Origin of the sequence: Sphingomonas paucimobilis NBRC 13935 (genome assembly GCF_000739895.2) — a bacterium.
In the GTDB taxonomy this organism is placed as follows: domain Bacteria; phylum Pseudomonadota; class Alphaproteobacteria; order Sphingomonadales; family Sphingomonadaceae; genus Sphingomonas; species Sphingomonas paucimobilis.
The window spans coordinates 1-20844 of record NZ_BBJS01000018.1 but is presented as its reverse complement, the minus strand read 5'-3'; the positions used below and the strand labels follow the sequence as shown (position 1 = coordinate 20844).

The window sequence follows — 20844 nt, the reverse complement described above, 5'->3', positions numbered from 1 at the left end:
GGCGCGGTGGCCGGCCGGTTTTCCGCAGACGCCATAGGAGCCGTCTACTTGAGCAATCTGGCCCGTCAGTTGGACTCGTCCGACGCGCTTCAGCGCAGCGATTTCGATCGAATCTCCGCCTATGTGTACCGCGAATGCGGTATCCGTCTGCCACCGGTGAAGATCACGATGATCGAAGGGCGGCTGCGTCGTCGCGTACGGGCGCACGGCCATAGCAGCCTGAGCGATTATTGCAGTTGGCTGTTCGACAGCGACAATCTGGTGACGGAGCGCGAGCATCTGTTGAACGCGGTCACCACCAACAAGACCGATTTCTTTCGCGAGCCCAAGCATTTCGACTATCTGGTCGGCACCGTCCTACCACAGATGCGTAATGCGGGCATCAACCGGTTGCGCGTGTGGAGCGCGGCCTGCTCGACCGGTGCCGAACCTTATACGCTGGCGATGCTGCTCGATACCTTTGCCCGCGATCATCAGGGGCCCGATTTCGGCATCCTGGCGACCGACCTGGACAGCGAGGTGCTGCGCATCGCCAAGCGCGGCGTCTATCCGTCCGCGATGCTCGATCCGGTGCCGCCCTCCTTGCGTGCCCGCTATGCGATGCGCGCCAATGATCCCCGGCGCAGCGAGATGCGGATCGCGGCGGAGCTGCGCGCCGCGGTCGGCTTTGCGCAGATGAACCTGATGGACGACCGCTATCCGGTCGGCGACCCGATGGACATCATCTTCTGCCGCAACGTCCTGATCTATTTCGACAAGCCGACCCAGGAAAAGGTGGTGCGGCGGCTGACCGAATGCCTGCGCCCCGGCGGCCTGCTGTTCCTGGGCCATTCGGAATCGATCACCGGTTTCGACCTTCCCCTGTCCACGGTGGCCAACACCGTCTTCAAGCGGATCTGACGCGATGAAGAAGCTCCGCGTGCTGGTGATCGACGACAGCGCCAGCGTTCGTCAGGCGATGACCGCGATCCTGTCCGCTGATCCGGAAATCCAGGTGATCGCCGCCGCCGCCGATCCCTTCGCCGCCGCGCGTTACATCCAGGAGGAAGTGCCCGACGTCATCACGCTGGACGTCGAGATGCCGCGCATGGACGGCATCACCTTCCTGCGCAAGCTGATGGCGCAGCGGCCGATCCCGGTCGTCATGTGCTCCTCGTTGGTCGAGGAGGGATCGGAAACGCTGCTCCAGGCGCTGGAGGCCGGTGCGGTCGACGTCATCCTGAAGCCGCGCGTCGGCGTCGCCGATCATCTGGCCGAAGCGCATCTGATGATCCGCGAGACGGTGAAGGGCGCCGCCAAGGCGCGGTTGGGCGCGCGTCGCCAGACCCGCACCTCCGCACCCGCGCAGAAGCTGACCGCCGATGCCGTCCTGCCGCCGCCCACCGGCCGCGCAATGAGCCGCACGACCGAAATGGTGGTGTGCATCGGCGCCTCGACCGGCGGCACGGAGGCGCTGCGCGAGGTGTTGGAGGCGCTACCCGCCAATTCGCCGGGCATCGTCATCGTCCAGCACATGCCCGAAAGTTTCACCCGTGCCTTCGCCAAGCGGCTCGACGGGCTGTGCGAGGTCGACGTCAAGGAGGCCGAGGACGGCGACACGGTGATGCGCGGCCGGGTGCTGATCGCGCCGGGCGGTCTTCGCCACACCATGCTGGAGCGGCAGGGGGCGCGCTATGTCGTGTCGGTGCGCGAGGGGCCGCTGGTCTCGCGCCACCGCCCCTCGGTCGACGTGCTGTTCCGCTCGGCGGCGCGCAATGCGGGGGCCAATGCGGTCGGCATCATCCTGACCGGCATGGGGGATGACGGCGCCCGCGGTCTATTGGAAATGAAGCAGGCGGGAGCCCGCACCTTCGCGCAGGACGAGGCGACCTCGATCGTCTTCGGCATGCCCAAGGAAGCGATCGCACGCGGCGCGGCGGACAAGGTAATTCCGCTGGGCAGTGTCGCACGCGAACTGCTCCACGCCACGGCTCGCTGAACGGAGAGGAAAGCCCATGTTGATGGAACGCATCGTTCCCGAGTCGCTGATCCTGACGCCGGTGGCGGAGCTCGCCGACCAGCTGGAAGCGCAGATGAGCGGCCTGGAGGATGCGTTCCGTCAGACCGGCGAAAACCTGGCTGCCGCGATCGACACGATCGACGGCATGGCCCGGGGGGTGGCGGCGATCCGCCAGTCGCTGTCGCCCGAGACGGCGGGCGTGGCGGTCGGCCGGTTGCGGCAGGTCGCCTATCGCCTGACCGCGCTGCCCGTGATCCAGCGCCGCCGCGCGGTGGAGGTCGAGACGCTGACCGGCCGTGCGCGCGAACTGCGCCGCTTGCTGGAGGAAGTCGGCACCATCCTGAAGCTGCTCGGCATCTATGGGATGAACATCAAGATCGCGTCCTCGGGCGAGGCGGCGTTCTTCAACTTCGTCGTCGGCATGGACGACAAGCTGGCGAGCGGCCGGCGCGAGCTTCACCATATCGAGAAGGAGCTCGACCAGTTCGGGCAGGTGGTCAGCGACGTGCAGAAGGCCGACCGGCTGCTCGCCGCCGAGTGTCTGCGCGCGGGCGATGCACTGCCCGCCGAGCTGACCAACAATGCCAATGCGCTGCAGGAGCATGTCGAGGCGGTCATGCGCATGACCGACGAGGCCGACGGCGTCATGCGCACCGTGCAGGGCGAGGTCGCGCGCATCCTGGGCGCGATCCAGATCGGCGACAGTGTGCGCCAGCGGGCCGAACATGGCATCACGATCCTGCGCCGCATCGCGCCGCATCACTCAGACGAGCCCGCCGTTCCCGCCGGCGCGTCGGCGCATATGGCGCGGCTGGTGGCCGCGCAACTGACGGCCATGGCGGAGGATTTCGGGCAGGAGATCAACGCGATCGTCCCCGCGCTCGAACGGCTGGGGCCGCTGGCCGATACGCTGCGCACGCTGCTGGAGTCGCATGGCGGCGATGACGGGCAGATTCTGGTCCAACTGGAAACCGGTATCGCCAAGCTGGGCGACGTGACCGACCAGCTTTGCCAGGCCGATGCGCAATTGGCCGAGCTGACCGGCTTCGTCGGGCAGACGCTGGCCGACCTGACCAGCGGGCTGGCGCGTATCCAGAACATCGCGGTCAATGTGCAGGACATTTCGACCAACACCCAGCTTCTGTGCCGTCGGCATGGCACGCTGGGCCGCGCGGTCGCGGTGATCGCCAAGGAGGTGGCGCCCTGCGCCAGTCGCCTCGACCAGCTCAGCACTTCGGTCGGGCAGTTGATCGGCGTGCTCGCCGCGATCGATCTGGTCCAAGAGGGTGGCGCGGCGGATACCCGCGACGTGCTAGGCGATGCGCTGGCGGTGGTACGCGGTGCCTGCGACAGTTCGAGCGCGGCGATGGCGCGTGCCGGCGGGGATGCCCTGCGCATCGCGGCTTCGCTGGAAGCGACGGCCAGCGATCTGGGGCAGCAGCGCGGCTTCGTCGAGACCTTGCTGCTGGCCGGGCAGGCGCTGTCGCTCTATGCCGATCATGTCGCGCCACGGGTCGCCAATGACGCCGGCCTGAGCGACGCCGACGAGGAGGCGCTCCGCGAATTGCTGCCCTGGGCCGCGCGGCTTTACACCATGGCATGCGAGCGCGACATTCATGCCGCCTTCCTGTTGCCCGGCATGGAGCCGGTGGCGGCGCCGGTGTCCACGGTGACCTTCGACGACGATGATGACGGGCTGTTCTGACATACGCCCGTCACCCGGATTACAGGAATTTCACGCCCTTCGGGGAAGCCAATCGCCCTCACCACCGTTTCGCTGATGCAGCATAGGCGGGATCGAACGCCCGCGCCCTCAGTCAGCAAAGGATGATGGCATATGGCCGAGACGATCGCGGACCTTCTGAACCGGACCCTGGTGGAAGCCGGGGTGAAGCGGATCTGGGGCGTGACGGGCGACAGCCTGAACGCGTTCAACGACAGCTTGCGCAAATCGGGCAAGATCGACTGGATGCATGTCCGCAACGAGGAAGCGGGCGCCTTTGCCGCCGGGGCCGAGGCGGCGGCGACCGGCGCGCTGGCGGTGTGTGCCGGTAGTTGCGGGCCGGGCAATCTTCATCTGATCAACGGCCTGTATGACTGTCATCGCAACCATGTGCCGGTGCTGGCGATCGCCGCGCATATCCCGTCGAGCGAGATCGGCCTGGGCTATTTCCAGGAAACCCATCCCACCGAGCTGTTCCGCGAATGCAGCCATTTCTGTGAGATGGTGCAGGACGCCAAGCAGATGCCCGAACTGCTCCACCGCGCCATCCGCACCGCGATCGGCCAGCGTGGGGTGGCGGTGCTGGTCATTCCCGGCGACGTCGCCTTGCAGGAGGCGCCGCAGACGCGCGTGGTTCCCTTCCCGCCGCTGGCCGCACCGCGCATCCTGCCCGACGACGGCGTGCTGGCGCAGGTCGCGGAGCTGCTCAACGGATCGAAAGCGGTGACGATGCTGTGCGGTGCGGGCACGGCGGGTGCGCATGACGAGGTCGTCGCGCTCGCCGCCGCGCTGAAGGCGCCGATCGTCCATGCCTATCGGGGAAAGGAATGGATCGAATGGGACAATCCTTACGATGTCGGGATGACCGGGCTGATCGGCTTTTCCTCGGGCTATTATGCGATGATGGAATGCGACACGTTGCTGATGCTCGGCACCGACTTTCCCTATCGCAACTTCTATCCTGAAAAGGCCAGGGTGGTGCAGATCGACCGCGACCCCAGCGCGCTCGGCCGGCGCGTGCCGCTCGATCTGGGTGTCGTCGCCGATGTGCGCGAGGCGGCGCGTGCGCTGCTGCCGCGGATCCAAGGCGAGCGTGACGATCGCTTCCTCGACAAGGCGCGTGCCCATTACCGCGATGCGCGCAAGGGGCTGGATGACCTCGCCACCCCGCGCAAGGAGGACAAGCCGCTTCATCCTCAATATGTCGCCCGGCTGGTCGACCGGGTCGCAGCAGAGGATGCGGTGTTCACCGCCGATGTCGGCACACCCGCCGTCTGGGCCGCGCGCTACCTGACGATGAACGGCAAGCGGCGGTTGATCGGGTCGTTCAACCATGGCTCGATGGCCAATGCGCTGCCCCAGGCGCTGGGCGTGCAGGGCGCCTTCCCCGGGCGGCAGGTGGTGTCGCTGTCGGGCGATGGTGGTCTCGCCATGCTGATGGGCGACATGCTGACCGCGGTGCAGATGAAGCTGCCGATCAAGGTCGTCGTCTTCAACAATTCGACGCTGGGTTTCGTCGAGCTGGAGCAGAAGGCGGCAGGTTATGTCGACACCAATGTCGCGCTGCAGAACCCGGACTTCGCCGCGATCGCGCGCGAGATGGGTTATTTCGGGGCGCGGGTGACGCGGTCGGACGCGCTGGAGGAGGCGCTGCGCGAGGCATTCGCGCATGACGGGCCGGCGCTGGTCGATGTCGTGACCGAGACGATGGAATTGATCGTGCCGCCCAAGATCCAGGCGGAGCAGGTGAAGGGCTTCAGCCTGTATGCCGTGCGCGCGGTGCTCAGCGGGCGCGGCGACGAGGTGCTGGAACTGGCCAAGGCCAATCTCTTCCGATGAGGCCCCCGCCCGCACTGCGCTCCTGGGTCACGGCTCATCTGTCCTGGGCGGAGGCGATCCGGGCCGCCGCCTTCGTGATCCGGTGTACGGGCGCGGCGGTGCTGGCGCTGGTGGTCGCCGATGCGCTGCATCTCGACCATCCGATCTGGGCGAGCGTATCGGCGCTGGTCGTGTCGCAGGAAAAGCTGGGCGACACCAATCGCACGCTGGCATGGCGCGTGGTCGCGACCCTCATCGGCGTCGCGGTGGCAACAGCCGTCGCGCTGGTCATGCCGGGGGCCGGGCCGGTGACGATGCTGGCGGTCGCGGTCGGGCTGACGGCGGCGATTGCGCGACTGCGTGTCGATCTGCGCGCGGGCATGTGGACGTCGGTCATCGTGCTGTTGACGGTGCCGCCGGGGGGAACGGTTCCCGCCTCCGCCATGGCCCGCGCGCAGGAGGTACTGTTGGGCGTGGCCATCGGCGCGGCGCTGCACTGGATCGCCGATCGGATGCTGTTCCGTCGGACGGGGTAGGGGGCGGGCCGCTTCCCTCGCGACCCGCCCACGCCCTTCAGAAGCGGAAGCGGACGCCCGCCGACAACAGGCTCGCCTCCCACCGCACGTCGCGCGGATAGCGCGGGTCCTTCACATAGCTGTGATAGGGGGTGCGCAGCAGGTTGGTGGCGTCGACCGTCAGCGTGATATTGTCGTTCAGATTATAACTGGCCGACAGGTCGAGCCGCCCGACGGCGCCCGAATAGACGGTGGTGAACACGCCCGGCGCGCCGAAGCCGTCCACATTGGCGCTGCGGTAATTATAGGCCAGCCGCACGCTCGTCGGCCCCAGTTCGTACAGGCCGATGACGTTGAAGCTGTATTTGGACACACCCGGCAGGGTCTGGCGACCGCCCGCGAAATTGGCCGCCGAATCCAGCACCTGCTCGCCATCGATATAGGTGAAATTCGCCTGTGCGCCGAGCCCGCGCAGCGCACCGGGCAGGAAGTCGAAGAAGGTGGTGCCGGCGACCTCGATCCCCTTGATCGTGCCCGACCCGGCATTTGACGGGCGATAGACCAGGATGTCGCCGAACGGCTGGACATTGACGATCTGCGGGAGCGAATTGATGAAGCCGTTGATCTTGCGATAGAAGCCCGCGACCGACACCGATCCGGTGCGCGAGAAATAATATTCGAGCGAGGCGTCGTAATTGTCCGACCGGATGGGTTGCAGGTTCGGATTGCCGCCATTGCCGGTGTAGGAGATATTGCCGCCGATCGTACCCTGCTGGATGGTCAGCGTCGGGTTGATCTGGTTGAATCCAGGGCGCGACAATGCCTGGGTCCGCGACAGGCGAAGCTTCAACTGATCGGTAAAGTGCAACTGCGCGCTGATATTGGGCAGGATATCGACATACTGGGTCGAGGAGTTGATCGGCACCAGCACCGTGCCGTTCGCGGTGGGCAATTGGTTGGTGCCGTTCAGCCGGTTGCGCGTGATGATGACGCGCCCGCCGATCACGCCATCGACCGGAATGCCGATATCGAAGGCGTAATTGACCTGGGCATAGCTGGTGAACACCTGCTCGCGCGCGTTGAAGGCGTTGAGCGGGTTGAGCGCGGGCCGCTCGGGCGCCCAGGTCTGGCGTGCGCCCGCATCGGCGCCGGCGCGCACCAGTGCCTGGCGGACATAGTCGCGGACATCGTTGATCCGGTTGTTCAGGATATTGGGATCGGGCGCGAACCAGGAGCGGAATTGCTGCACGTTGTCGCCGTGGAACCCCGCCTCGATGATCCGTCCGTCGGACACGCCGGGCACATTGCCGATCGGATCGCGCAGGCTGTTCAGCGCGGCATAGCGATCCCCGAAGACCGAGCTGGCGTTACGATCGGCATAGCGCAGGCCGAACTGGAATTTGGGGAAGAGCGACGATTCGGTATCGATCGCCAGATTGCCCTGCCATTGCCACTGGCTGCCCTCCGCCCGGTTCCGGTTCTCGTAAAGGCCGCGCACCAGGAAGCTGGCGGGATTGTTGAAATCGACGCCGCTAGGCGTGAAATTGACGCTGCGCTGATCGTTCAGCTTCACCGCCAGGGACAGCGGGTTGGCCAGCGTCGTCTGGAATTCATAATAGCTATTGTCGACGGTCGACTTGGTATAGGCGAGGTCGGTGGTGAAGACGGCGTTGCCGATATCCCATTTCGCACCCAGCGCGCCCTGGAAGGTATCGGTGCTCTGCCGCCCCGCCTGCTTGGTCGGGCCGTTGACGATGCCCAGATCGACGTCGAAGGATTCGAGCGTCGTACCGTCCTGGGTCAGCACCGCATTGCGGATCGTCGGCGGATTGCCGCCGCTGGGGCTCGACTGGATGGGGATGCCGAAAAAGTCGTTGGCGATCTTGTTGCGATAGCCCTGATACAGGCCGTCGACATAGATCATCAGATTGTCGGCGGGCTTCCACTGCACCGATCCGTTGATCGACGGGCGCTGGCGATTGCCGCGACCGTAGAACAGGCCGATATCCTGCGGGAAGGTGAAGTTGCGGCCGACCGAGGCGGGCAGGATCGCCTGCGCGGCGGGCACATTGTCCTGGAAGCCCTGATAGCGGACCGAGTTGAGGAACCGCGTCTGGGTGAAGGACGCGTTGATGAGCGCGCCGATCTCCCCGATCCCGGTCTGCCACCGATCGCTGATCAGCAGGCTGCCGATCGGGTCGAGCTTGCGCGATTCGGTATTGTAGACGCCGCGAGCCGCGCCCGCGAGCTGGAAGCCCTTGAGGTCGAAGGGGCGGCGCAGCCCGACATCGATCAGGCCGGCGATGCCGCCCTCCAGATTCTCGGCGGTGGTCGCCTTGAACACATCGACGCGCGACAGCGCCTGAGCCGGGAAATCCTGAATCGCGACCGACCGGCCATCGGCGGTGAATATCTCGCGCCCCTGCACCGTCGTCTGCACATTGGGCAGGCCGCGGATCAGCACGCCGTTCGCCTCGTCGGCATAGCGCGTCACCTGCACGCCGGTGACGCGGGCAATGGCTTCGGACGCGTTGTTGTCGGGGAATTTGCCGATATCCTCGGCGACCAGCGCGTCGACGATCGCGTCCGAGTTGCGCTTGATGTTCTGCGCGCTGCTCAGGCTCTGGCGGAGGCCGGTGACGACGATGTCGGCGCTGCCCGTTTCGTCCTGATCGGCGGTGGCGGGAGCAGCAGCCGGACCTTGCGTCTGATCCGTCGACGTCGGCTGTTCCTGCGCCAGGGCGGGTGCCGCCACCGTCATGGCCGCCATGGCCGCCATGGCCGATACCGATGCCAACAGGCCTGCGATCACTGTCTGTCTCATAATCCCCTCCACATTTTTTGCTTGTAATCGGAAACGTTTACGGAAGAGAGCGAAGCCGGGGCGCGGCTTCGCCGAGGATGGCCGATCAGGGCATGGGCGTCACCGTGATACGGTCGATATTGGGCGCATAGCGCGAGCGGAGCAGTACGCCCGGCCAGGTCTGCGACGCATAGGTGCGGCCATCCCAATTGGGCTGTTCCTCGCCCGAGATCTGGATGCTGTTGGCGCCGGCGCGCAAAGTCACGGGCACCGTCATCTCCCACCAGTTATTGGCGTGGAAGCTGTTGGGGAAGGTCGCCAGCACGGGCTTGGCCCCGTTGACGGAAATCCGCGCGGTCCGGGCGAGGGGATCGGGATTGTAATGCGTCGCCTTGGACTGTTCGTCGTTGGAGAAGCGGATGGTGAGCGCATAGGGGCCCGCCTTGTCCGCCATCACCTGCGGGAAGGTCAGCGTGTTGCCATTGCCCGGCGCGCCGCCGATGTCGAACACGGCGCGGCCGCCGCTGGCGAGCGAGACGTCCCCGATCCGGGCGGTACCGGCGACCTGCGCCGCTTCCGCCTCATATCCATGCGGCGCGGCGCCGCCTCCCGCCGTGACGCGCAGGCCACGCAGCGAGGCCGGGCGGCCGGCCCCCGTCACCACGACCTTGTTGATCCCGCCGAGCAGGAAGGCCTCGCCCGAGGTGACGGCGCGGCCATTGACCGTCATACGGAGTGCCCCGTTGGCCTCGGGAGACAGGCGCGCCAGCCGGTCCTGCGCGCCATATATCCAGAAGGTGGCGCTGGCCCCCGGCGACAGGATGACACTGTCGCTGCCACCGGGCTTCGTGCCCGTCAGCATCGCGTCGCGCACGTCGTAGCGCGTCATCGTCACCGCCGGGTCGGCGGCGGTCAGCGTGATGCGGTCGACCAAGGCATTGCCCCGCGTCGCGCGCGTCCCGTCCAGACTGCGGGTCGCCAGGGTCAGCGTGTGGCGCCCCTGCGGCAGCGAGACGACCGTATCGACATGGTCGAGCACCGAGGGCTTGTAGCCGAGCGGCAGGAACAGCTCGGTCTCGCCGGCCGGCTTGCCGTCGATCCGCAGGAAGACGTTGGTCGGCCCCTGCGCCTCGGCCAGCGGATCCTTGTTGAAGGTGCTGGCCAGCACGCGCAGATCATAGCGGCCCGCACGCGGCACATCGATCGCGAAGTCGAGCGCGGCATCGGCGCCGGTCTTGAACCCCTCGACCGAATAGCCGCCCGAGGTGTGGAAACGGTCGACATTCTTGGGCGAGCCCTCCGGGCCGCGGACGGTCAGGCCGGTTCCGCGCCGCGTCGCCTTTTCCGCTTCATAATCCTGGCTCCAGGGGATGGTGACCGCGGGTATGCGGGCACCGTCGCCGGGCGTCACGACCAGTTCATAGGCCGCTTCCTCGCGCAGCGCCGGCAGGCCGTCCTGGCCGAAGGTCAGCGCGACGCCCCCGTCCCGCACCGGCAGGACCCGGTCGGCGATGACGTCGGGCGGGGTGGCGTCGCCCAACTGCCCGGTCCAGCTGATCATGCGCGCCCGCACCCGGACATTCGCGCCGAAGGCGGCGGGGACATGGGCCAGCGCTATGGTCGCATCGCCGCTCTTGCCGCCGAACAGCACGCGCGCCTGCCGGCGAGTGGGGTCGAGCGTCGCCACGCCCTGCAACGTATAGCTCTCGTCCGGATGCGGCGGCGTGACGGCCAGCGTATGGCCGCTCATCGTCGCATAGGCGTTGAGCAGCCACCACTGCCCGTTCCCGCGATTGGCCTGGACGGCGGAGTCGCTCAGATTGCCGTCGATATTCCAATAGGCGATGTCGGCATCGACCTTGGAATCCTCGATCGCGGCGACCCATTGCACCATCTGGCCGGGGACCGAGGTATGGTAGTTATACGCATATTCGTTGATGTTGATCGGCAGATGGCGGCCCTGCCACTTGGTGCCCGCGAACAGCCGGTCTTCCCATTCGCGATAGCGCCGCACGCTGGTTCGCACCGTCGCGGGGTTGCTGAGTTCGTGCCAGGTCACGATGTCGGGCATGGTGTCCGCCGCGATGGCGTGGCGCAGAAAGCCTTCGACTTCGGGAAACAGGATGCTGGTATTGGGCCCGGCGATCCGGGCGCCGGGCATTTCCTGGCGGATCATCCGCACCGCGCGGTCCCAGGCATCGTTGAAGACGCTGGGGTCCTTCTGCCAACTGACGCCATTGCAGCTCTTGTCGCCGCCGCTGAACATGTTCCCGTCGGGCTCATTATACGGCACGAAGACGATGCGGTCGCGATAGCGCTTGTCCATGCCCTTCACCTGGCGGACCTGGGCGCGCAGCTTTTCGATATAGTTGGTGACCGACTGCGCGCAGTCGCCCGTCTTCCAGTTGTAGGGAAATTCGCGGTTGATATCGGTCATGTAGATATAGGTGTCGCCGCCCGATGCGTCGGTCAGCAGCGTCGCCACCTCCAGCGCGTCGGCGCCGGGATGCTGCGGGCCGTCCTGCGCCTTGGTCGACACGGTGCGAAGGCCGATGCCCTCGACCAGATTGGGGTGGGGCAGGCGCGCGTCGTAAAGCCCGTAGAGCGTGCCCGACGCGCCGCCATGGAAGGCGCCGGTGTCGCTGGCCATGTCCACCGTTAGCCGTTCCTGTGCCATGGCGGGGATGGCGGCGGAACCGAGCAGCGTGACCAGCAACAGGCGAAGCGGGGAGGGCATAAGGCGGGCTTTCGTTGGAAGGGTCATTGGCCGCGTTCCGCAGTCATGCGGTCGATCGTCGCGCGGTTCAGGATCAGGCGGGCGGCGGTGGCGGCCAGTGCCAGGTGCATCAGGCCTGGAATGATCGTCGACAGCGCCCGGATGCCGGTCAGCGAGGTCGGCGTCTGGTTCTCCATCCCGGCCTTGTAGGATACGATCACCAGGACGCCGCTGATCAGCACCCCGGCCAGCGCCCAGGCGAGCTTCACGAAGAACTGGTTGAAGGCAAAGCTCATGCCCGAGGATCGCATCCCCAGCTTCCACTCGCCATATTGGTCGGCGAGCTGGATGAGGGTGAAGTGCAGCGGCAGGGTGCAGCCCAGCACGATGCAACACAAAGCAACCAGCACCAGCCACAGCATCGGATAGCCGCCGGGCACGAAAAAGGCCGCGAAATGCCCGGCCACCAGGATCAGGTTCACCGCGACATAGACGGTCTTCACGTCGAAGCGACGGGTGAAGAAGGGGACGATCACCGATCCCAGAAAGCCGCCCGCCGTCGCGGTGCCGAAGAACAGCGCCTGATAGGTGGTGTCGCCGCCCAGCACATAGGTGATGAAATAGAGCGCCGCGCCGCCCTTGGTGTTGAAGATACCGATCAGCAGCAGCGTCATGATGAAGGTCAGGCGCAGCTGGTCGTTCTTCAGCGTGGTGGCGATCGCGACCTTCAGCGGCACATTGTCGGCATCGGCGGCGACCACGCGTTCGCGCACGAACAGGAAGCAGATCAGGAACATGGCGACCGCCGCCAGGCACAGGATCGCCACCCCGTCGCGATAGCCGCGCGCGATATCCGCGCCGCCCAGTTCGCGCACCATGATCGGCAGGCCGACCGAGACGCAGAAGGAGGCGATGGCGACCATCGCGAACCGCACCGACTGGCACGACACGCCCTCGCGCGCGCTGTCGGTCATGCGGGTGATGAGCGCGCAATAGGGGACGTTGTTGAGCGAGTAGGAGAAGGCGAGCAGGAAATAGGTGATCGCGGCATAGGCGACCTTGCCGTCATAGCCCAGGTCCGGCGACTGGAAGGTCAGGAAGCAACTGAGCCCGACGGGAATTGCGGTCCAAAGCAGATAGGGGCGGAACCGTCCCCAGCGGGTGGAGGTCCGGTCGGCCATGATGCCGATCAGCGGATCGGAAATCGCGTCGAAGATGCGCAGCGACAGGAATAGGATGCCGACGATCCCGGGCGCCAGCCCGAAGACGTCGGTGTAATAGAAGGTCAGGAAATTGGCGATCAGCCCGGTGACGATGGTGCCCCCGGCATCGCCCAGGCCATAGCAGATCTTCTCGAAAAACGGGATGTGCGGATCGGCGGTGCCGATCCGGTCCTCTTCCCCCGCCCCCGGGGGCGCTTGCGCCGCTATGGCTGCCATGACTTCCTCCCTTTTGCCCGGTCCGTCTTTATGGCGGTTCCCGTTACTTTGCTCCGTGACGATCAGTCGGTCAGGACGAACGCCGCCTCCACCGCCGCTCCGGCGCGCACGAACACCGGCAGGCGATCGAGCGGCGCGTCACACCATATCTGGCATCCGCCCTCGACCATCTCGCCCGTCCAGGCATCGCGCCAGCACCCGTCGGGCAGATAGACGTCGCGCTCGACCAGGCCGGCGGTGGTGATCGGCGCAACGACCAGATCGGGACCGAACATATATTGGTCGTCCAGTTCCCAGCATCGCGGATCGTCCGGATAATCGTAGAACATCGGCCGCATCAGCGGATCGCCGCTTTCATGCGCGGCGCGCATCAGCCCGGCGATATAGGGGCGCAGCCGTTCGCGAAGCGCGGCATAGCGGTGCAGCGTATCGAACACCGGTTCGCCGAAGCTCCACAATTCATTGCCTGCGCCGGTATCGCACTGGGCGACGCCGTCGCGGAACGGCTCGGCCGGCGGGGTGATCGGCTCGCGATGCCCGTGCATCCGCAGGACCGGGGTGAAGACCGCCCATTGGAACCAGCGGATCATCAGTTCGTGAAAGGCCGGATCATCGACATCGCCGCCGTGAAAGCCGCCGATATCGGTCGTCCACCACGGAATACCCGCCATTCCCATGTTGAGCCCGGCGCTTAGCTGGTCGCGCATGGCATCGAACGAGCTGTGGATATCCCCCGACCAGACGAGCGCGCCGTAACGCTGGCTGCCCGCCCAGGCGCAGCGGATCAGGCTGACGATCTCGCTTTCCCCTTCGGCATGCAGGCCGTCATACAGGGCCTGGGCATAATGGAGCGGATAGGCGTTGCCGATCTCCAGCACCGGGCCGGCGTGATAGCGGTAATTGTCGAAATCATAGGCGCTATATTCGGGCTCCGCCTCGTCCAGCCAGAACAGTGCCACGCCCTGGTCGCGGTAATTGCGCTTCAGCCTGTCCCACAGAAAGTCGCGTGCGCCGGGATGGGTGGTGTCGATGAAACGGGTATTGCCCAGAAATTCCTGCTGCACGTCCAGCCCGCGATTGGCACGGACCAGATAGCCCTTTTCCGCCATCTCGGGATAATTTTCCGATCGCGGATCGACCGTGGGCCAGACCGAGACGAGCAACTCGGTCCCCATCGCCTTCAACTCGGCGGTCATGCCGGCGGGATCGGGCCATTCGCGTGGGTCGAAGCGCCAGTCGCCCTGCACCGGCCAGTGGAAGAAGTCGGCGACGATCACCGCCAGCGGGATGCCGCGCGCGTGATAGTCGCGCGCGACCGCCAGCAACTCATCTTGCGTGCGGTAGCGCAGCTTGCTCTGCCACAGCCCCAGCGCGAAGTCGGGCATCATCGGCACGGTGCCGGTGACCGCCGCATAGTTGCGCACGATCTCGGCCGGCGTGTCGGCGGCGGTGATCCAGTAATCGATCTCGCGTGCGGCCTGCGCGGTCCAGGTCGCGCCATTGGCGGCGAAATGCACCTCGCCCACCGCCGGCATGTTCCAGAGAAAGCCATAGCCGTCGCTCGACACGACGAAGGGGACGCTGGCCTGCGAATTGCGCTGTGCCAGTTCCAGCGTACAGCCGGCGAGATCGAGCTGGGGCTGTTGATACTGGCCCATGCCATAGAGCCGCTCGCCCTGCTTGGCCTCGAACCGCACGGTGATGTGCGCGGCGCCACCGGGCAGCGGCTTGAACTCGCGACCCGACAGGCCGAGCGCGCTGATCATCCGCACCTCGTCGGTGCCGACGGTCCAATATTTGCTGATCGTATCGCGCTGCCGCCATTTTTCCTCGAGCAGCAGCCGGCCATCGGCATTCAGGAAGCGGACCCGGCCCTGAAGATCGACCTCGGCGGTGATCCGGCCATTGGTGATGCGCGCGGTCGCACCATCGCGCGTGACCAGCGGAGCGGTCCCTTCCACGCCATCGTCGAGAAGCGCGCCGGGCTTGGCCGCGTCCTGCGCATAGGTCGAGGCCCGCAGGCGCAGGCCGTCGCGACCATGCGCTTCGACCCGCAACCAGTTGCCGTCATAGGACCAGGCGACCGCACGGTTTTCCAGAATGAGTGTGTCCAACCGGCCGTTCCTCTCCATGGCCGTTCTCCGACAGCCGTAAACGTTTACGGTTTTTGCTCGCTTTGCGATGGCTGTCAACAGGCCTCTTGTGCGAAACGCGCCGGACCGCGATCACGGGCAAATGGACATCCGTACGCTCGCCCGGCATCTCGGGCTCTCGATCGGCACCGTGTCGCGGGCCCTGAACGATCGCAAGGACGTCAGCCCCGAGACTCGCAAACGCGTGGTCGAGGCGGCGGCGGCGCATGGCTATATCCCCAACCAGTCGGGGCGGACGCTGCGCAGCGGGCGGACGGGAACGATCGGCTTCATGCTGACGCTGGAGCATGACAGCGCGATCCATGGCGATCCGTTCTTCATGGCCTTGCTGGAGGGGTTGCAGAACGGATTGAGCGAGCACGACCTCGATCTGGTCGTCCTGCTGGCACGCAAGGGGGAGGACGGGCTGACCTTCCTGCGGCGGCATGTCGCGCGCGGCACCGTCGATGGATGGGTGCTGTCGGGCACGAATCGCGCCGATCCGCGCATCCATTTCCTGCTCGATCGCGGCATCCCCTTCGTCGCGCTGGGGCGGACCGCGACCGAGCGCGATTATGCCTGGATCGACCTGGATTTCGAGAGCCTCGTCACCCAGGCTATGGCGCTGCTGACCGAGGCGGGCCACTATCGGATCGGCCTGGTCGCGCCGCCGGTGACGATCAACAACAGCCATATCGTGGTCGAGCGCTATCGCGCCGCATTGGAGCGGGCAAGCTTGCCCTTCGACCCGGCGCTGGTCCACCATGGCGAGACGGACGAGAGCGATGGCGAGGCGACCGCGCGCGAGTTGATGGCGCTGGCCGACCGTCCCACCGCGCTGCTGCTGATGGGCGAAACCGCGCCGGTGGGGGCGTATCGCGCGCTGCGCGGCATGGGGCTGGAGCCCGGGCGCGATGTCGCGGTGATCGGGCTGCGTGACAATCCGGCCTGCCGCGCGCTGTCGCCCGACCTGACCTGCTTCACCCTGGACCTCGACGATCTCGGCCTGGCGCTGGCGCAGGGCGTGGTTGCGTTGCTGCCCGGACAGCGGCGGCCGGGGGTGCCTTTGGTGCAGATGCTCTGGGCGATGAACCTGCGCATGGGGCAGAGCCATGTGGGGATGCCGGCGGCTTCCCATGGTCAAGCCATGACGATCGCGGAGCAGTGAATCAGTCCGACAAAAGATCGCTAATGTAATCGGGTGGGAAACGGTACGGGTTGGAGTCGGATCGAGCCCGGGGCAGGCTGAAGGTAAAAAAATCCCAGGTTTATAGAGTGATGCTGGATCGATCCTCCGACGTGCGACAAAAGATGTTGCTGAGCGGGCGGCTTGGTCGCTACGCTTGGGCAAAATAGAAATTGTCGGAGAAGATCGGTGCACTCATGCTGCCATGCCCCCGTGTCGCGTCGCGACGTCCTTGCCACCGCCAGCATCGGGGCCATGGCGACCGGTATGGGCATGGTGATGCCCGCCAGCGCCTGGGCGGCGCCGCAAGGGGCGACCCGGTTGCCCGCAACCGTCGTGCAGCCCTTCGACATGGCCGATGTGACGCTGGACGGAGGGCCCTTCCTTCACGCGCAGCGCATGACCGAGGCGTATCTGATGCGCCTCCAGCCCGACCGACTGCTCGCCAATTTCCGCGCCAATGCCGGACTGAAGCCCAAGGCCCCGGCCTATGGCGGCTGGGAGTCGGAGCCGGAATGGGCGGACATCAACTGCCATGGCCATACGCTGGGCCATTACCTTTCGGCCTGCGCGCTTGCGTATCGGGCGACCAAGGACAAGCGCTATCGTCAGCGGATCGACTATATCGCGAACGAACTGGCGGCCTGCCAGAAGGCGTCGGGCAGCGGCTTGGTCTGCGCCTTCCCCAAGGGGCCGGCGCTGGTCGCGGCGCATCTGCGGGGTGAGCCGATCACCGGCGTGCCCTGGTACACGCTGCACAAGGTCTATGCGGGGCTCCGCGACTCGGTGCAACTGGCCGATAGCGAGCCGTCGCGCGGCGTGCTGTTCCGACTGGCCGATTGGGGCGTCGTGGCGACCAAGCCCTTGTCGGACGAACAGTTCGAGAAGATGCTGGAAACCGAATATGGCGGCATGAACGAGATCTATGCCGATCTGTATTTCATGACCGGCAACGAGGATTATCGCCGCGTCGCCGAGCGCTTCTCGCAAAAGGCGATCATGAACCCGCTGGCGCAGGGCCGCGACTATCTCGACGGCATGCATGCCAACACGCAGATTCCGAAGATCATCGGCTTCCAGCGCGTGTTCGAGGCGACCGGCGACGACAAATATCACAACGCCGCCGCCTTTTTCTGGCGGACCGTGGCGCATACCCGCGCCTTCGCGACCGGCGGGCATGGCGATGCCGAGCATTTCTTCGCCATGGCCGATTTCGACAAGCATGTCTTCTCGGCCAAGGGGTCGGAAACCTGCTGCCAGCACAACATGCTCAAGCTGACCCGCGCGCTGTTCCTGCGCGATCCGCGCGCGGAATATGCCGATTATTACGAGCGCACGCTCTACAACGGCATCCTCGCCTCGCAGGACCCGGATTCGGGCATGGCGACCTATTTCCAGGGTGCGCGGCCCGGCTACATGAAGCTCTACCACACCCCGGAAGACAGCTTCTGGTGCTGCACCGGTACGGGGATGGAGAATCACGTCAAATATCGCGACTCGATCTACTTCCACGACGATCGCGCGCTCTATGTGAACCTGTTCATCCCCTCGACCGTGACCTGGGCGGACAAGGGCGCGGTGCTGACCCAGGCGACGACCTTCCCGGACGCGGCCAACACCCAGTTCCGCTGGAAGCTGCGCCAGCCGACCGAGCTGACGCTGAAGCTGCGTCATCCGAAATGGAGCCCGACCGCCACGCTGCTTGTCAACGGGGCCGAAGTCTCGCACTCCGACAAGCCCGGCAGCTATGCCGAGCTGACCCGGACCTGGAAGACCGGCGATACGGTGGAAATGCGCCTCGTCATGGAGCCCGCCGTCGAAAGCGCCCCCGCCGCGCCGGAGATCGTCGCCTTCACCTATGGCCCGCTGGTGCTGGCCGGTGCGCTGGGCCGCGAGGGGCTGGCGCCGGGGGCCGACATCATCATCAGCGAGCGTAAATATGGCGAGTATAACGACACGCCGTTCCAGGCGCCCACGCTGTCCGGCGATCCGAAAGCCTTGGCCCAGCAGATCCGGGCCACGGCCCGGCCGCTGGAATTCACCATCCCGGCGTCGGATGGCCAGCCGGTGCGGCTGGTCCCCTACCACCGCATCGCGCATGAGCGGTACGCGACTTACTGGAAACTGGCCTGATCGCGGGCCATTGGCGGACCACCCCAGCGAAAGCCGGGGTCCAGATGCCATGCATGCGATGAAACGGTAGCGAGTCGAGAGAGATTTTGTTCGCGCGGAGGGGCGGATAACGCGGACGTGTCCCGCCTGTCGCGGCTTCATGCCTCTCTCCACTTGGTGATGAAGACGAGCCGCAGCCAATCGGACGACCTCTCTGCGTCCTCCGCGCGCCCCGCGCGAACAAATCATTTTGTTAGGAATAGCCGTAATGAGACGGCAACTGGCCCCCGGCCTTCACCGGAATGGGGCTATTCGATGATGTTTGGAATGGTGGGCGATGACGGGCTCGAACCGCCGACATTCTCGGTGTAAACGAGACGCTCTACCAACTGAGCTAATCGCCCCCTCTCGGGAAGCTTCGCCTAATGCCGACGCCTTCTGCGTCTGGCAAGCCGCTTTTGTGCGACCAACCAACTGGGTTCGTTTGTTGGATACAAACCCCACAGCTTTCGGTACATAACAGGAACATCGGGGGCGAGTGGGGTCGAAGGGAGCGACCGCATCTGCCCCCGGTGCTTCGGGGGAGCGGGGAATGGCCGGAACGGGGGAGGGCGCGCGGTGGACGCAGGCGCGGCGACGGCAATTCCTGGAGGCGCTGGCGATCAGTGCCGATGCGGGCGTGGCGGCGCGGGCGGTGGGAGAGACGCTCGGCGCGGCACGGGGATTGCGGCGACGCGATCCCGGCTTCGCGAAGGGCTGGGCCGAGGCGATCGGAGCGGCGCATGCGCTGGTCGAGGAAGGTCTGCTGCGCCGTATGCTGATCCTGTTGTCTGTGGCTGAGGGTGGGGAGGACGGGGGAGAGGCCGGTGCGGGGACCGCCGGCCTCTCCATCACCCCGCCGCTCAGCGCCACTGAGGTGCAATTCTATCTGAAGCTGCTCGCGCGGCGCGATGCACTGGCCAAGGCTGGTGATGGCGTCAGCGAAGCGGTGCGGGCCGATGCAGCCGAGACCGATGCGGCGCTGGAACGCGCGCTCGACGGGTTGGCACGGCGGCGGTTGAAGGGGATGGCGTGATGGCGGGACAGGATGCGGCAACGCGGCTCGCCACGCTGGCGATGCTGGAACCCTGCGCGCGCGAACAAGCGCTGGCCGCGCTGACGGCCGCGCAGAAGCGCGAACTGGTCGAGCGATGGGAATTATGGGCGCATGACGGACAGGTGGCGCCACCGGGCGACTGGCGGGTCTGGCTGATCCGGGCGGGACGCGGTTTCGGCAAGACGCGTGCGGGTGCTGAATGGGTGAGCGCGCTGGCCCGCGACAATCCTGGCGCGCGGATCGCGCTGATGGGCGCAACGCTCCGCGATGTTGAACGGGTAATGGTGCGCGGCGAAAGTGGGCTGCTGGCGGTGGCGCGCAAGGGCGAAGCGCCCAAATGGATCGGCAGCCTGGGACAGGTGCATTTCACGTCGGGCGCGATCGGCTTCGCTTACTCGGCGGCGGCGCCCGAGGCTTTGCGCGGGCCGCAGCATCACGCCGCCTGGTGCGACGAACTGGGCAAGTGGAAGGGGGAGGCCGGATGGGACAATCTGATGATGACGCTCCGGCTGGGCGAGCATCCGCGCGTGCTGGTCACGACCACGCCGCGCGCGACGCCGCTGATGCGCAAGGTCATGGCACTGCCCGACTGTGTCGAGACGATCGGGCGGACCAGCGACAATGCGCATCTGCCCGACAGCTTTCAGGATGCGATGCTCTCCCAGTATGGCGACACGCGGCTGGGGCGGCAGGAGCTGGACGGCGAGATGGTCGACGACCGCGAGGGGGCGCTGTGGACCCGCGCGCTGCTCGACCGGCAGCGGGTGAAGACGGTGCCCGCGCTCGACCGGGTGGTGGTCGGCGTCGATCCGCCTGCGACGAGCAGCGGCGATGCCTGCGGGATCGTTGCGGTCGGGCTCGGGCGCGACGGGCATGGCTATGTGCTAGAGGATGCCAGCGAGGCGGGGCTGTCACCCGAAGGCTGGGCGGCGCGCGTGGCGGGCTGTGCTCGGCGCAACCGCGCCGACCGGGTGGTGGCCGAGCGCAACCAGGGCGGGGATATGGTCGAAAGCGTGCTGCGGCTCGCCGACCCGACCCTGCCGGTGCATCTGGTCTATGCCTCGATCGGAAAGGCCGCGCGGGCGGAGCCGGTGTCCTTTCTCTATGCGCAAGGACGCGTGTGGCATGCGCGGGGATTTCCGGCGCTGGAGGACGAGCTCTGCGGGCTAGGGGTGGCCGGGGCCTATGACGGGCCGGGCCACTCGCCGGATCGCGCCGATGCGCTGGTCTGGGCGCTGACCGAGCTGATGCTGTCCGGGCGGGGCCCGCCGGGGATACGGAATTTGTGAGGGCATCTTTTCCTCC

At 66.3% G+C, this 20844-nt stretch carries 13 protein-coding genes and 1 tRNA gene; 9 read left to right on the top strand and 5 right to left on the bottom strand.

Annotation, left to right across the window (positions count from 1 at the left end):
* Window positions 1-48: 48 nt before the first annotated feature.
* The 5 genes from SP6_RS07640 (at window position 49) to SP6_RS07620 (ending at window position 6076) form a co-directional block, all read left to right on the top strand.
* Window positions 49-900 carry a CheR family methyltransferase gene (locus SP6_RS07640; protein WP_007403884.1) on the top strand — a complete coding sequence of 284 codons (852 nt, stop codon included), beginning with the start codon at window positions 49-51 and terminating at the stop codon, window positions 898-900.
* Between the two features lie 4 nt (window positions 901-904).
* On the top strand, window positions 905-1978 hold the full coding sequence (locus tag SP6_RS07635) for a protein-glutamate methylesterase/protein-glutamine glutaminase (RefSeq protein ID WP_007403788.1): 1074 nt from the start codon (window positions 905-907) through the stop codon (window positions 1976-1978).
* Window positions 1979-1994: 16 nt separating this feature from the next.
* Window positions 1995-3704 (top strand): hypothetical protein, encoded by a 1710-nt coding sequence (locus SP6_RS07630; RefSeq protein WP_007403867.1) that lies wholly within the window; start codon window positions 1995-1997, stop codon window positions 3702-3704.
* A 132-nt stretch (window positions 3705-3836) separates the two neighbouring features.
* Window positions 3837-5561 (top strand): ubiquinone-dependent pyruvate dehydrogenase, encoded by a 1725-nt coding sequence (gene poxB / locus SP6_RS07625; RefSeq protein ID WP_007403908.1) that lies wholly within the window; start codon window positions 3837-3839, stop codon window positions 5559-5561.
* The gene (locus SP6_RS07620; protein WP_007403820.1) at window positions 5558-6076 is read left to right on the top strand and encodes an FUSC family protein; all 519 of its coding nucleotides are present in this window, start codon (window positions 5558-5560) and stop codon (window positions 6074-6076) included. Before poxB ends, SP6_RS07620 begins: the two co-directional genes overlap by 4 nt.
* Before the next feature lie 37 nt (window positions 6077-6113).
* On the opposite strand, the gene SP6_RS07615 is transcribed toward SP6_RS07620, so the two are convergent.
* The 4 genes from SP6_RS07615 to SP6_RS07600 all read right to left on the bottom strand — a co-directional run bounded on the left by SP6_RS07615 (window position 6114) and on the right by SP6_RS07600 (window position 15127).
* Window positions 6114-8879 (bottom strand): TonB-dependent receptor, encoded by a 2766-nt coding sequence (locus SP6_RS07615; RefSeq protein ID WP_037567768.1) that lies wholly within the window; start codon window positions 8877-8879, stop codon window positions 6114-6116.
* Between the two features lie 85 nt (window positions 8880-8964).
* Complete coding sequence (locus SP6_RS07610; protein ID WP_007403726.1) at window positions 8965-11595, bottom strand: carbohydrate-binding protein; 2631 nt, start codon at window positions 11593-11595, stop codon at window positions 8965-8967.
* 23 nt (window positions 11596-11618) lie between these two features.
* On the bottom strand, window positions 11619-13013 hold the full coding sequence (locus SP6_RS07605) for an MFS transporter (protein WP_007403861.1): 1395 nt from the start codon (window positions 13011-13013) through the stop codon (window positions 11619-11621).
* Between the two features lie 62 nt (window positions 13014-13075).
* On the bottom strand, window positions 13076-15127 hold the full coding sequence (locus SP6_RS07600; RefSeq protein ID WP_007403766.1) for a glycoside hydrolase family 31 protein: 2052 nt from the start codon (window positions 15125-15127) through the stop codon (window positions 13076-13078).
* A gap of 121 nt (window positions 15128-15248) precedes the next feature.
* Between SP6_RS07600 and SP6_RS07595 the strand changes: the two genes are divergently transcribed.
* Both SP6_RS07595 and SP6_RS07590 read left to right on the top strand, forming a co-directional pair.
* On the top strand, window positions 15249-16313 hold the full coding sequence (locus SP6_RS07595; protein WP_042468804.1) for a substrate-binding domain-containing protein: 1065 nt from the start codon (window positions 15249-15251) through the stop codon (window positions 16311-16313).
* Between the two features lie 273 nt (window positions 16314-16586).
* The gene (locus tag SP6_RS07590; protein WP_082052452.1) at window positions 16587-18464 is read left to right on the top strand and encodes a glycoside hydrolase family 127 protein; all 1878 of its coding nucleotides are present in this window, start codon (window positions 16587-16589) and stop codon (window positions 18462-18464) included.
* A 307-nt stretch (window positions 18465-18771) separates the two neighbouring features.
* Here the strand turns inward: SP6_RS07590 and SP6_RS07585 are convergent.
* A tRNA-Val gene (locus SP6_RS07585) sits at window positions 18772-18847 on the bottom strand.
* A 188-nt stretch (window positions 18848-19035) separates the two neighbouring features.
* Between SP6_RS07585 and SP6_RS21340 the strand changes: the two genes are divergently transcribed.
* Complete coding sequence (locus SP6_RS21340; RefSeq protein ID WP_007403785.1) at window positions 19036-19518, top strand: hypothetical protein; 483 nt, start codon at window positions 19036-19038, stop codon at window positions 19516-19518.
* Window positions 19518-20828, top strand: a complete 1311-nt coding sequence (locus tag SP6_RS07575; protein ID WP_007403879.1) for a DNA-packaging protein — start codon at window positions 19518-19520, stop codon at window positions 20826-20828. The genes SP6_RS21340 and SP6_RS07575 overlap by 1 nt, the downstream gene beginning before the upstream one ends.
* The last annotated feature ends 16 nt before the right edge of the window (window positions 20829-20844 follow it).